Annotated in this window: 10 protein-coding genes; 6 read left to right on the forward strand and 4 right to left on the reverse strand. The window is 71.2% G+C overall.

Annotated elements, in window-relative coordinates:
- Window positions 1–70 precede the first annotated feature (70 nt).
- Window positions 71–1,039 (forward strand): GTPase Era, encoded by a 969-nt coding sequence (gene era, locus OHS59_RS29875; protein WP_328496441.1) that lies wholly within the window; start codon window positions 71–73, stop codon window positions 1,037–1,039.
- A gap of 219 nt (window positions 1,040–1,258) precedes the next feature.
- Here era and OHS59_RS29880 read toward each other — a convergent pair whose 3' ends face one another.
- From OHS59_RS29880 to OHS59_RS29895, 4 genes are all read right to left on the reverse strand, one after another.
- On the reverse strand, window positions 1,259–2,524 hold the full coding sequence (locus OHS59_RS29880; protein WP_328496442.1) for an MFS transporter: 1,266 nt from the start codon (window positions 2,522–2,524) through the stop codon (window positions 1,259–1,261).
- Window positions 2,521–3,894, reverse strand: coding sequence for a GH1 family beta-glucosidase (locus OHS59_RS29885; protein ID WP_328496443.1), 1,374 nt, complete (start codon window positions 3,892–3,894; stop codon window positions 2,521–2,523). The genes OHS59_RS29880 and OHS59_RS29885 overlap by 4 nt, the downstream gene beginning before the upstream one ends.
- Window positions 3,895–3,972: 78 nt before the next feature.
- The gene (locus OHS59_RS29890; protein ID WP_328496444.1) at window positions 3,973–4,239 is read right to left on the reverse strand and encodes a protealysin inhibitor emfourin; all 267 of its coding nucleotides are present in this window, start codon (window positions 4,237–4,239) and stop codon (window positions 3,973–3,975) included.
- Window positions 4,240–4,277: 38 nt separating this feature from the next.
- Complete coding sequence (locus tag OHS59_RS29895; protein WP_328496445.1) at window positions 4,278–5,348, reverse strand: M4 family metallopeptidase; 1,071 nt, start codon at window positions 5,346–5,348, stop codon at window positions 4,278–4,280.
- Between the two features lie 788 nt (window positions 5,349–6,136).
- Between OHS59_RS29895 and leuA the strand changes: the two genes are divergently transcribed.
- The 5 genes from leuA (at window position 6,137) to OHS59_RS29920 (ending at window position 13,391) form a co-directional block, all read left to right on the forward strand.
- Complete coding sequence (gene leuA / locus OHS59_RS29900) at window positions 6,137–7,858, forward strand: 2-isopropylmalate synthase (RefSeq protein ID WP_328496446.1); 1,722 nt, start codon at window positions 6,137–6,139, stop codon at window positions 7,856–7,858.
- A gap of 173 nt (window positions 7,859–8,031) precedes the next feature.
- Window positions 8,032–8,742, forward strand: coding sequence for a TerB family tellurite resistance protein (locus OHS59_RS29905; protein ID WP_328496447.1), 711 nt, complete (start codon window positions 8,032–8,034; stop codon window positions 8,740–8,742).
- A 405-nt stretch (window positions 8,743–9,147) separates the two neighbouring features.
- Complete coding sequence (locus tag OHS59_RS29910; protein ID WP_328496448.1) at window positions 9,148–11,277, forward strand: MMPL family transporter; 2,130 nt, start codon at window positions 9,148–9,150, stop codon at window positions 11,275–11,277.
- A 204-nt stretch (window positions 11,278–11,481) separates the two neighbouring features.
- Window positions 11,482–12,726, forward strand: coding sequence for a sensor histidine kinase (locus OHS59_RS29915; protein ID WP_328499414.1), 1,245 nt, complete (start codon window positions 11,482–11,484; stop codon window positions 12,724–12,726).
- The gene (locus tag OHS59_RS29920) at window positions 12,723–13,391 is read left to right on the forward strand and encodes a response regulator transcription factor (RefSeq protein ID WP_328496449.1); all 669 of its coding nucleotides are present in this window, start codon (window positions 12,723–12,725) and stop codon (window positions 13,389–13,391) included. Before OHS59_RS29915 ends, OHS59_RS29920 begins: the two co-directional genes overlap by 4 nt.
- The last annotated feature ends 264 nt before the right edge of the window (window positions 13,392–13,655 follow it).

The raw sequence follows: 13,655 nt of genomic DNA on the forward strand, positions 1-13,655 counted from the left end.
AGGGGTCCGGCCGCCGATCGGCGCCGAGGGCCGGAATCCTGGTACGGCGGGGCCCCGACGATCAGGGACAATGGGCGCCATGAGCGTTCGTACCCAGTCATCCGAGCCGCCGGAATCCTCGGGGGCACCCCACCGCGCCGGCTTCGCCTGCTTCGTGGGCCGCCCCAACGCGGGCAAGTCCACCCTCACGAATGCTCTGGTCGGCCAGAAGGTGGCGATCACCGCGAACCAGCCGCAGACCACGCGGCACACGGTACGCGGCATCGTGCACCGGGCCGACGCCCAGTTGATCCTGGTGGACACTCCGGGGCTGCACAAACCGCGCACCCTGCTGGGCGAGCGGCTCAACGACATCGTGCGCACGACGTGGGCCGAGGTCGACGTGATCGGCTTCTGCCTGCCCGCGAACGAGAAGCTCGGTCCCGGTGACCGCTTCATCGCGAAGGAACTGGCGTTCATCAAGAAGACGCCGAAGATCGCGATCGTCACGAAGACCGACCTCGTGGACAGCAAGACGCTCGCCGAGCAGCTCATCGCCATCGACCAGCTCGGCAAGGAGCTCGGCTTCGAGTGGGCCGAGATCGTGCCCGTGTCGGCGGTCGCCGACGAGCAGGTGGACCTCCTGGCGGACCTGCTCGTACCGCTGCTGCCCGAAGGCCCGGCCCTGTACCCCGAGGGCGACCTCACGGACGAGCCCGAGCAGGTCATGGTGGCCGAGCTGATCCGCGAGGCCGCCCTGGAAGGCGTACGGGACGAGCTGCCGCACTCCATCGCCGTCGTCGTCGAGGAGATGCTCCCGCGCGAGGACCGGCCCGCGGACAAGCCGCTCCTCGACATCCACGCGTTCGTCTACATCGAGCGGCCCAGCCAGAAGGGCATCATCATCGGGCCCAAGGGCAAGCGGCTGAAGGAAGTCGGGATCAAGTCGCGCAAGCAGATCGAGGCGTTGCTGGGTACGCCGGTGTTCCTGGACCTTCATGTGAAGGTGGCGAAGGACTGGCAGCGGGACCCTCGCCAGCTCCGCAAGCTCGGTTTCTGAGGGCGCCCCTGGGGGCTGCGCCCCCAGACCCCCCTGTCGCGCTTGCGCGCTCGTCCTCAAACGCCGGACGGGCTGAAGGTGTCGCCGGACGGGCTGAAGATTTCGCGGCTCGGCCGCGGATCTTTCAGCCCGTCCGGCGTTTGAGGACCGGGGGTTCGGGGGCGGAGCCCCGAGTACGTGACGGGAACGGGTAGGGGCGGCGGGGGGCGAGAAAGGCCCTCAGTCCACCCCCCTGATCCGGTTCACGAGGACCGCCCCCGCGAGCCCGATCACCGCCGCCACCGCGTACAGCACCCGGTAGCCGCCCAGATAGGTCACGATCGGCGCGGCCAGCGCAGGCGCGGCGACCTGCGGAACGGCGTTGGCCGCGTTGATCACGCCGAGGTCCTTGCCGCGGTCCAGCGCTTTCGGGAGGACGTCGGTCATCAGGGCGAAGTCCACCGACGCGAAGACGCCGAAGCCCAGGCCCAGGAGTACGGACGCGACGACCGTGCCGGTCCACGTCGGCCACGCCGCGATCACCCCGGCCGCGACCGCCATGACCAGGCCCGAGCAGGTCACGAACGGTTTGCGGCGCCCCACCCGGTCCGACCAGATGCCCGCGACGACGACCGTGGCGAGCAGCATCGACGCGTTCAGCGCCGTCAGGATCAGTACGCCCTGTTCGGGATCGGGGTGGTCCAGGCGGTCCCGCAGGAAGTAGAGCAGGTACATGACGCCGAGACTGTTGCTCAGGTTCACGAGGAACCGTGTCAGCCAGGCCCAGCCGAAGTCCGGGTAGCGGCGCGGGCTCAGCCAGAAGGAGCCCAGGAAGCCGCGCCAGGACCAGGGCGGCCGGGCCGCGCGGGGCAGCCGCAGGTCCCGGTGGCGCAGCACGTACGGCAGGACGCCCAGCAGGGTGAAGGCGGCGCAGGCCGCGTAGCCCGCCGTGACGCCCCCGGCCAGCGTCGCCAGGCCCGTCCCGCCGACCACGCCCAGGATCTGCGCGGCGCCCAGCCAGCCGCCCACCGAACCCCGCTGGCGGCGCGGCACCCGGTCCGGCACCGCGGCCGTCACGGCGGCCCAGGCCGCGTTCAGGGTCAGCTGTGCCAGACACCAGCCGAGCACCATGGCCCACGGTCCGCCCGCCGCCCCGAGGAGCAGCAGCGACAGCGCGCCCCCGGCCGTGCCCGCCACGATCCACGGCGTACGGCGGCCCCAGCGGGACGTCGTACGGTCCGACAGGGCGCCGAAGACCGGGTTCGCGAGCAGCGACACCGCCGCGCCGGCGCCGGTCACCCAGGCCAGGAGGGCCTCCTTCGACATGCCGGTGCCGGGTGCGAAGTCCTCCGCCTGGGAGGCGAGGAGGATCTGCAGCGGGCCGAACCAGCCCACCCAGATCGCCCCGTTGGCGAGCGAGAGCGATGCCGTCCAGCCCCGGCCCACCCGCTCGACGGGCTCGGCGAGCGCCAGGTCGGGGACCGGCCCGTGCGCGGACGCCGTCACCTCTCGGCCGGCGTCTTCGCCGTCGTCCGCTGGGCGCGCAGCACGTTCCGCAGCCAGCCGTACGAGGCTTTCGGGGTCCGTTCCAGGGTCTCGAAGTCGACGTGCACCAGGCCGAAGCGGCGTGCGTACCCCTCGGCCCACTCGAAGTTGTCGAGGAGCGACCACACGAAGTACCCGCGGACGTCCACGCCCTGCTCGGACGCCCGGTGCAGGGCCCGCAGATGACCGTCCAGGTAGCTGATCCGCGCCTGGTCGTCGAGTCCCTCGTACGAGCAGCCGTTCTCCGTGATGACGACGGGCGGGAGCCGGTCGCCGTACCGGCCGCGGAAGTCCACCAGCAGCTCCGTGAGCGCCTCCGGCACCACCGGCCAGCCGAAGTCCGTGACCGGGTAGCCCTCGATCTCCCTCACCGAGAAGGGGAGTTCGGCGGGCATGGTCAGTCCGCCGAACTCGATCTCCGAGCCCTGGGGCGCGCCCACCCGCGTCGGCGCGTAGAAGTTGATCCCGTACCAGTCGAGCGGCTGTCCGATGATCTTCAGGTCCGCCGCGAGGTCCTCGGCGTCGCCGGGCATCAGCTCGCCGATGCCCTCCGGGTACTGCCCGAGCAGCACCGGGTCGGCGAACAGCCGGTTGAGGAGCAGGTCGTAGAAACCGGCCGCCTCCAGGTCCGCGGGCTCCTGGGAGGCGGGCCAGGTCGGGCCGTGCGAGTTGGCGATGCCGATGTCCGTGACGCCGGCCGCCCGCAGGGCCTGTACGGCGAGACCGTGGGCCAGCAACTGGTGATGGGCGGCGGGCAGCGCGTCGAAGAGGAGCCGCTCGCCCGGCGCGTGCGCACCCAGGGCGTGGCCCAGCAGGGTGTGCTCGGCGGGCTCGTTGAGAGTGATCCACTTGCTGATCCGGTCGCCGAGGCGGGCGGCCACCAGCGCCGCGTACTCGGCGAACCGCGCGGCCGTGTCCCGCTCCAGCCAGCCACCCGCCTCCGCCTCCGACACGGGCAGATCCCAGTGGAAGAGGGTCGGGACCGGACGTACGCCCGCCTCGCACAACTCGTCGACCAGCCGGTCGTAGAAGTCCAGACCGCCGGGGGAGTTCACCCGCGGCCAGGAGACGGAGAAGCGGTAGGCGTCCACGCCGAGGCCGCGCAGGAGCGCCACGTCCTCGGGATAGCGGTGGTAGTGGTCGCAGGCCACCGCGGCCGTCGAACCGTCCTTCACCTGGCCCGGCCGGGCCGTGAAGGCGTCCCACACGGAAGGGGCGCGGAGGTCCGCCGCGCCCTCGATCTGATGGGCCGAGGTGGAGACCCCCCAGAGGAATCCGGCCGGGAACTGGGGTATCGGGTTCGTCGCCGCGTCAGTCATGCGCGCGATCATCCGCAGCGGCGGTGAGCGAAGTCAACGGCGTTGCGTGAACTGGCCGTTACTGGTCCCGTACCGGCCCCACCGGGGTGCCTACGCGCCCTCCTTCAGGACCCTTGAGATCAGTTTTCGCTGCTCGTCCGTCAGACGCGGGTCCGAACAGTAGACCGTCTTCCCGTCCACCGTGATCTGGTAGTTGAAGCCGTCCGGGACGCCTATGGGCGGCGTGCCCCGGCCGGCGGCGACCGCCTCCTCGGCCAGGGCGTGCCACTCCTGGGCATCGGCGCGCCCCGAGGTGTCCACCTCGGCGTGCCGCTCGATGCCCGCGAATCCTCCTGTGCGCCTCACCTGAATACGCATGGGTCCTGTCTAGTACGAAACGCGGGCCCCGGCCACGCTCACTGGGCCGGTACGCCGACCTGTTCCCACGCCTTCGTGACGGCCTGCAGTTCCTCGCCCTCGCCGTACGAGGCGCGTGCCGTCGCCAGGGTCAGCTTCGCGAAGTCCGTGAAGCTCGCCTTGGAGTCCAGCTCGCCGCCGGTCAGCACGTCGTACCAGATCCGTCCGGCGCGTTCCCAGGCGTTCCCGCCGAGGGCCGTCGCGGCCAGGTAGAAGGCGTGGTTGGGGATGCCGGAGTTGATGTGCACCCCGCCGTTGTCGCGGCCGGTGCGGACGAAGTCGTCCATCGTCGCGGGCTGCGGGTCCTTGCCGAGCACGTCGTCGTCGTACGCCGTGCCCGGGGCCTTCATCGAACGCAGGGCCGTGCCCGTGACCCGCGGGGCGAGCAGGCCCGCGCCGATCAGCCAGTCGGCCTCGGCGGCGCTCTGGCCGAGCGTGTACTGCTTGATGAGCGAGCCGAAGACGTCCGAGAAGCTCTCGTTGAGCGCGCCCGGCTGGCCGAAGTACGTGAGGTTCGCCGTGTACTGGGTGACGCCGTGCGCGAGCTCGTGGCCGATGACGTCGACCGGGATGGTGAAGTCGAGGAAGATCTCGCCGTCGCCGTCGCCGAACACCATCTGCTCGCCGTTCCAGAAGGCGTTGTTGTACTCCTCGTCGAAGTGCACGGTCGCGTTCAGCGGCAGGCCCTCGGCGTTGATCGAGTTCCGCCCGTACGCCTTCAGGAAGAGTTCGAAGGTGGCGCCCAGACCGGCGTAGGCGCGGTTGACGGTGGCGTCCTTGCCGGGCTTGTCGCCCTCGCCGCGCACCTTCTTGCCGGGCAGGTCCTGCTTGTGTTTCGCGTCGTGGATCGTACGGTTCGGCTTGTCCTCGGCGGCGCCGCTCGGCGGGGCGAGGGCGGGCGCGCCGAGCACGGTGGTCAGTCGGCGGTGGGTGCGCTCGAAGGCGTCCCGCTCCAGGGTTCGGCGGGCCTTGCCGGCGAGCGTGCGGTCCTCTGCCTGGGACAGGGTGTCGAGGACGTGGGGCGGGATGATGGTGCAGAAGACGGGCTCGAAGCCCCCGTTTGTCGTCATGTCCGGCACCATTGCACTGTGTGACTTGACTGTCACTAGGGGCAACCATGATTGGTGAAATGGGGGGATAAGGGGGGCGACGGGGTCCGGTTTCCTGTACGGACCGGGCCCCACGGCGACCGATCACGCCGCTCCCCACGCCCCCGAAAACCAGCCCCGCGCCGGGTCCTCCCCCCCGAAGACCAACAGACTGCGCCGTTCCCCGCGCCCCCAAAATCAAAAGACTGCGCCGTTCCCCGCGCCCCCAGGAACCCAAGCCTGCGCCGCTCGCCCGCTCGCCCGCTCGCCTCAAGACAAAAGATTGCGCCGTTCCCCGCGCCCCTGGTGGGGGTGCCGCTCGTCGGCCGGCTGGGGCACGTCTTCAGGGGCGCGGGGAACGGCGCAATCTTTGAGGCGCGGGGACGGCGGGCGGCCCGTTCCGATCAGGGGCGCGGGGAACTGCGCGATCTTTGAGTTGTGGGGGCGGCGGGCGGCGGGCGGCGGGCGGCGCGTTCCGGTCGGGGGCGCGGGGAACGGCGCAGTCTTTGAGGTGTGGGGGCGGCGGGCGGCGCGATGTGGTGTCCCGCATGGTGATACGCCGCCTCACCCCGCGTGGGACTCCGATAGCATGCGGAGCATCATGCGTATCGGGCTGCTTCTTCTTAGCTGCCGCGGCGAGGGCCTGTAGTCGAGGCCGACTCCCTCCCCGCGGAGTTCTGGCGTTGCGCCGTCGGCCGTCCCTCGTATCGATCCCGATCGAATCCCGATCGACTTCGAGGATCAAGCGGACCAAGAGGAGCCCTCGCATCATGGCGAACCGCCAGCAGCCCACTTCCATGCCGATCCACAAGTACCGCCCGTACGACCAGGTCGACATCCCCGACCGTACGTGGCCGGACAACCGGATCACCACCGCTCCCCGCTGGCTCTCCACCGACCTGCGTGACGGCAACCAGGCCCTGATCGACCCCATGTCGCCCGCGCGCAAGCGTGAGATGTTCGACCTGCTGGTGTCGATGGGCTACAAGGAGATCGAGGTCGGTTTCCCGGCCTCCGGTCAGACCGACTTCGACTTCGTGCGCTCGATCATCGAGGAAGAGGGCGCGATCCCCGACGACGTCACGATCTCCGTACTGACCCAGGCCCGCGAGGACCTGATCGAGCGGACCGTGGAGTCGCTGAAGGGCGCCAGGCGCGCCAACGTCCACCTCTACAACGCCACCGCGCCGGTCTTCCGCCGGGTCGTCTTCCGCGGCTCCAAGGACGACATCAAGCAGATCGCCGTCGACGGCACCCGTCTGGTGGTCGAGTACGCGGAGAAGCTGCTGGGCCCCGAGACGACCTTCGGGTACCAGTACAGCCCCGAGATCTTCACCGACACCGAGCTGGACTTCGCCCTGGAGGTCTGCGAGGCCGTCATGGACGTCTGGCAGCCGGGACCGGACCGCGAGATCATTCTCAACCTGCCCGCCACCGTGGAGCGTTCGACCCCCTCCACGCACGCGGACCGCTTCGAGTGGATGTCGCGCAACCTGTCCCGCCGCGAGTACGTCTGCCTGTCGGTCCACCCGCACAACGACCGCGGCACGGCGGTCGCGGCCGCCGAGCTGGCGCTGATGGCCGGTGCCGACCGCATCGAGGGCTGCCTGTTCGGCCAGGGCGAGCGCACCGGCAACGTCGACCTGGTCACCCTGGGCATGAACCTGTTCGGACAGGGCGTCGACCCGCAGATCGACTTCTCGAACATCGACGAGGTCCGGCGCACCGCCGAGTACTGCAACCAGATGGAGGTCCACGCCCGCCACCCGTACGTCGGCGACCTCGTCTACACCTCCTTCTCCGGCTCCCACCAGGACGCCATCAAGAAGGGCTTCGACGCGATGGAGGCCGACGCCGCCGCCAAGGGCGTCACGGTCGACGACATCGAGTGGGCCGTCCCGTACCTGCCGATCGACCCCAAGGACGTCGGCCGCTCGTACGAGGCCGTCATCCGGGTCAACTCGCAGTCCGGCAAGGGCGGTATCGCGTACGTCCTGAAGAACGACCACAAGCTGGACCTGCCGCGCCGGATGCAGATCGAGTTCTCGAAGATCATCCAGGCGAAGACGGACGCCGAGGGCGGCGAGGTCACCCCGAAGGACATCTGGGCGGCCTTCCGGGACGAGTACCTGCCGAACCCCGACAACCCGTGGGGCCGCGTCCAGGTCAGCAACGGCCAGTCCACGACGGACAAGGACGGTGTGGACACGCTCACCGTCGAGGCCGAGGTGGACGGCACCGAGACCACCCTGGTCGGTACCGGCAACGGCCCGATCTCCGCGTTCTTCCACGCGCTGCAGGGCATCGGGGTCGACGCCCGGCTGCTGGACTACCAGGAGCACACGATGAGCGAGGGCGCCTCCGCGGTGGCCGCCTCGTACATCGAGGTCGCGATCGGCGACAAGGTCCTGTGGGGGATCGGCATCGACGCGAATACGACACGCGCCTCACTGAAGGCTGTCGTCTCCGCAGTCAACCGCGCCACACGATAGGGCCGTTCACCTGCGTTTCTGTGGTCCCGTCCGCCTCACAGGCGGGCGGGACCGCTGCGTTTATCCGGCCATGTCGATGAGTGGCCTCTCCCGGGGTACTGACTCCGCATCAACAATGTGGCTAACATCACGCCAACGCGGCGATGTTGCCGTGGGGTTACGGAGGTGCGAACGTGCTGCCAGGATGGGGACGAAACGGCCGGTTTGTCCGCGCCGGCACCATGGGCGTTTCTCGCATCCTCGGAACCAGGACGGCGTGGACCACGGTCGGCGACGGCGAGTTCTTCTGCCCGGGCTGCGGAGGTGACCGCAACTACCAGCGGCTCACCGGCCGCCGCCGTTTCACGTGCCTCGGCGTCCCGGTCATGCCGCGCGGTGAGACGGGGCCCGTGGTGGAGTGCGCGGCCTGTGGACATCACTACAGCGCGGACGTCCTCGACCATCCGACCACGACCCGCTTCTCGGCGATGCTCCGGGACGCCGTCCACACGGTCGCTCTCGCCGTGCTCGCCGCCGGGGGGACGTGTGCGCGTACGGCGCTGGAGACCGCCGCGGGTGCCGTTCGCTCCGCCGGGTTCGACGACTGCACCGAGGAGCAGCTCGCCGCGCTCGTGGAGGCGCTCGCGGCCGACACCGGACGGATCTTCGGCGAGCCGTGCGGGCCGGGGCTGTCGATAGAGCTTCATGAGGCGCTGGATCCGCTGGCGCCGCATCTCGCGCCCGCCGGGCGGGAGGCGATCCTTCTCCAGGGTGCGCGGATCGCCCTCGCGGACGGGCCGTACACGCCTGCGGAGCGGGAGGCGCTCACGACCGTGGGTGCGGCGCTGACGATCTGCGCGGACGATGTGACGCGGCTGCTCACGGCGGCCCGCACGCCGTCCTGACCTCGCGGCTCCGTCGTGGCCGACCGCAAAGGATTGCGCCGTTCCCCGCGCCCCCAAGGGCAGAAGCCACAGCTGATCGAGCGCCTGCACCCGCGGGAGCGTCGGGGCCGGCCTCGCAGTTCCCCGCGCCCCTGAAGGCGAAAGACAAAAGATTGCGCCGTTCCCCGCGCCCCCAAGGGCAAAGGCTGGGGCGCAGCCCCGCCTTTGAGGGGCGCGGGGAACGGCGCGGGCAACCTCCACCGGGCCGCACCCGGTCACGAACCCGCCCCCTACTCCCGCGGGAGTAATCCGGGCCTCCCGCCGCCCCCGGCAGTAGCCGCCCGCTCAGTCTCCCGTCCGACGCGACCCGCTTCCCCTGCCGCAAGGCTGAGGAGGAAGCGGAAGTCGTCGGAAGGGAGAGCGTTCATGGGGGTCGGGAAGGCAAGCAGGACGGGCGCCGCGCGCAGGCGAGCCGTCCCCTGGGCGGTGCTCGGCCTGTGGGTGGCCGTGCTCGCCCTGGTGGGACCGTTCGCGGCGAAGCTCGCCGACGTGCAGCACGACCGGGTCACCGACTACCTGCCGGCGAGCGCCGACTCGACCCAGGTGGCGAAGATCCAGGAGCGGCTGCCCGGCGGCGAGAGCACCGAGCTGGTGCTCGTCTACCACCGGGACGGCGGGCTCGGCGCCGCCGACCGGGAGACCGCGGCCCGGCAGGTCGAGGAGATCGCCGGGAAGCACGAACTGAGCGGCGGGGACCGCGTACCCGAGGGGATCCCGTCCGACGACGGGACGACCCTCATGTACCCGGTCGTCAGCAACGAACCCGGCACCGACGAGAAGCTGCGGGACGCCCTCGTCGAGGACGTCCGGAACACCGTCCGCGGCCAGGACGGCCTGAACGTGGAGGTCGGCGGCACCGGCGCCCTGGCCACCGACGCCGGAAAGGTCTACGACTCGCTCGACGGCCCTCTCCTCTACACCACCGTCGCCGTCGTCGCCCTGCTGCTGATCCTCATCTACCGCAGCCCGGTGCTGTGGCTCGTACCGCTCGCCGTCGCCGGGATCGCCGACTATCTGTCGATGGGCGTCGCGTACGGGCTCAACCAGGCCTTCGGGACCACCGTCTCGGGCCAGAGCTCGGGCGTGATGACGATCCTCGTGTTCGGCGCGGGCACCGACTACGCGCTGCTGCTCGTCTCGCGCTACCGGGAGGAACTGCGGCGCATCGAGCGCCCGTACGAGGCCATGGCCGCCGCCCTGCGCGGCTGCGGGCCCGCCGTGATCGCCTCCTCCGGCACCGTCGCCGTCGGTCTGCTGTGCCTGCTCGCCGCCGACCTCAACAGCAGCCGGGGCATGGGCCCGCTCGGCACGGTCGGGGTGCTCTGCGCGCTCATCGCGATGCTGACCCTGCTCCCCGCGATCCTCGTACTGCTGGGACGGCGCGTGTTCTGGCCGCTCGTGCCCGCCTTCGGCAGCGAACCCGAACAGCGGCGGAGCCTCTTCGCCGCGATGGGCAGCTCCGCCGGACGCAGGCCGCTGACCGTGCTCGCCACCGGAGCCGTCCTGCTCGGCGCGCTCGCCCTCGGCACGCTCAACCTCCCCGGGCCGGTCAAGCAGGAGGACTCCTTCGTCGACAAGCCGGAGGCCGTCTCCGCCATGGAGACACTCGCCAGGGCCTACCCGAAGCGCGGCACCCAGCCCATCGACGTGATCGCTCCGCAGGACCGTGCCGACCGGGCGCTAGCCGCGATCCGGGACGCGCGGGGCGTCGAGAGCGCCGAGAAGGGCCGTAGCGGGGACGGCTGGACCGAGATCACCGTCATCGCGAAGGACCCGCCCCAGTCGGCGGGGGAGACCGCCACCATCAAAGCCCTGCGCGGCGGACCGGACGGCGAACTGAAGGACTCGTACGTCGGCGGGGCCAGCGCCCAGCAGATCGACCTGGAGGACACCAGCAGCCGGGACACGAAGATCGTCGTACCGCTCGTCCTCGTCTCCGTGCTGCTCATCCTGATGGGACTGCTGCGCAGCCTCGTCGCGCCGCTGCTCCTGGTGGCCGCCGTGGTCGCGGTCTGGGGCGCGGCCCTCGGTATCGGCGGGCTGGTCTTCGGGCCGGTCCTCGGTTTCGAGGGGACCGATCCGGGGCTCGGGCTGCTGTCCTTCGTGTTCCTCGTCGCCCTCGGTGTCGACTACGGCATCTTCCTCATGCACCGGATGCGGGAGGAGTCCCTGGCCGGCGCCGAACCGGTGACCGCCGCGCTCACCGCCCTGCGGACCACCGGCGGTGTCATCGCCTCGGCCGGCCTGGTCCTCGCCGCGACCTTCGCCGTGCTGACGAACATGGGGCTCGTACAGCTCGTCGAACTCGGCTTCGTGATCGCCGTCGGCGTGCTCCTCGACACCTTCCTCGTACGGACGTACCTGGTGACCAGCGCCAGTGTCGCCCTGCGGCGGAAGGTGTGGTGGCCGGGCGCGCTCTCCCGCGAACCCGGACCGGCCGGGCCCGGCCAACCGACCGATCCGCCGCGGCAGCCGGAACGGGTCGGCGCGCGCTGAGCGGCCCGACCCTGATCGCCGGATCGTCGTGCTCGACCGGGCGCCTCTCCCGCTTCCTGCCGGAGGGGCGCCCCCGTACCGGAAGATGGAGCCGTGCAGGAACGGGGAGCGACCACAGCCGTACCAGGTGAACCCGTGCGCGGTGAAGCCGTGCGCGGTGAAGCCGTGCGCGGTGACGCGCGGCCCCGCCGTGTCGACCGGGTCATGGCGGTCGTCAACCGCGACCCGCTCACCGCACCCCACCGCACCCGCAACGACGCGTGCATCGCCGCCGGTGTCGCCGCGGTCGCCGTCGTCCTCGCGCTGTTCGTCGTCGACGGACGCCCGCTCGACCCGCTCGGCTGGGCTTTGATGCTCGGCGCCCATGTGCCGCTCGTGTGGCGGCGCGGCCGTCCGATGCTCGTGCTGCTCGCGGTGGCGGCCTGCGCGAGCCCGTACCACGCCCTCGACTACAACCACACCGTGCCGATCCCCGCGACCCTGGTGGCGCTCTACACGGTCGCGGCGACCGGCACGGTACGCCGCACGCTGCTCACCGCCGTCGCCGTCCTCGGCCCCACCCTGCTCATCAACAGCTTCACCAACCCGGAAGGGGCCCTGGAGTTCCTGCGGATCTCCGGCTGGATCATCGCGGTCCTGTTCTTCGGCGTCGACGCCCGCTTCTACCGCCAGTACGTCGCCTCCATCGTCGAGCGGGCCGAACGCGCCGAGCGGACCCGCGAGGAGGAGGCCCGGCGCCGCGTCGCCGAGGAGCGGCTGCGGATCGCACGTGACCTGCACGACCTGCTCGCGCACAGCATCACCCTGATCGGCGTGCAGACCTCCGTCGCGGCCCACGTCCTCACCGTCGACCCCGAGCGGCTCGACCGCGAGGCCGTCGCCCAGGCACTGGACGGCATCGCGGAGACCTGCCGGACGGCCAGGGGAGAGCTGCGTACGACGCTGGAGGTGCTGCGGGAGAACGAGACGAGCGTGAGTGTCGGCGGCGGGGAGCCGGTGGCCGGGACCGGCTCCGGATTCGGTCCCGCGGACGGACGCGGGCCGCTGCCCGGGGTCGACGGGCTGGCCGCGCTCGCGGAGGCGGCCAGGACGGCCGGGGCCGAGGTCGAACTCGACGTCCACGCGGACGGCGTACCGCCCTCCGTGGGCGCCGCCGCCTACCGGATCGTGCAGGAGGCCCTCACCAACGCCGTACGCCACGGCGGACGTGACGACGTCACCGTCCGGGTGGGCCTGCGGACGGCGGAGGGGGCCCTGCGGGTGACCGTCACGGACGACGGGGCGGGCTGCGCGCCGGGGGCGGCCGACGGCACGCCGGGGTTCGGGCTCGTCGGAATGCGCGAACGGGCCCGTAGCGTGGGCGGCACACTGGACGCCGGACCGGGCCCCTCGGTGGGCTTCGAGGTGACCGCCGCGCTGCCGCTGCCCCGGGAGGACGAGGCTCGATGACGATCCGCGTACTGCTCGCAGACGACCAGAATCTCGTACGGGCCTCGTTCGCGATGCTCGTCTCGTCGGCCGGGGACATGGAGGTCGTCGCCGAGGCGGGCACCGGGCGGGAGGCCGTGGAGCTGGCCCGTTCCGCGCGCGCCGACCTCGTCGTGATGGACATCCGCATGCCCGACCTGGACGGCATCGAGGCGACCCGGCTCATCGCCGCCGACGAGGATCTCGCGGGGGTGAAGGTGCTCGTCCTGACGACGTACGACACCGACGAGCACATCGTCGACGCGCTGCGGGCCGGGGCGTCCGGCTTCCTCGTGAAGGACATCCGCCCGGCCGAACTCCTCGACGCCATCCGGATCGTGGCCGCAGGGGAGTCCCTGCTCTCCCCGGGCCCCACCGCACGGCTCATCGCCCGTTTCCTGCGGGCACCCGACGCGGTGACGTCCGCGGTGGGCGGTCCCGACGGGCTGTCCGAGCGGGAGCGGCAGGTGCTCGCCCTGGTCGCGCGCGGGCTCAACAACACCGAGATCGCCGAGACGCTCGGGCTCAGCCCGCTGACGGCGAAGACCCATGTCAGCCGGATCATGGGCAAGTTGGGGGTGCGCGACCGCGCGCAGCTGGTGATCGTGGCGTACGAGTCGGGGCTCGTGATACCCGGGGCGGTCTGAGGCCGTCCACCGGCCACCGGTGGTCGCGGGGGCATTGCCCTGTCCATCGGTGCGCAGTAGTTTCACCGCCGACATCCCACGTCCTATGTCTGCCGGTCCCTGTGCTGTCAGGAGAAGACATGAGCCTCGCGAGTCGCCCACGTCCACGCTCACATTCACGCTCACATTCACATTCACGTGCACGTTCGTTTCGGCCGGTCGCCCTCGCGTCCGTCGTCGCCGGGCTCACCGCCGCCCTCGCGTCCACCGGGAGCGCGAGCGCCG

Origin of the sequence: Streptomyces sp. NBC_00414 (genome assembly GCF_036038375.1) — a bacterium.
Classification (GTDB): Bacteria; Actinomycetota; Actinomycetes; order Streptomycetales; family Streptomycetaceae; genus Streptomyces.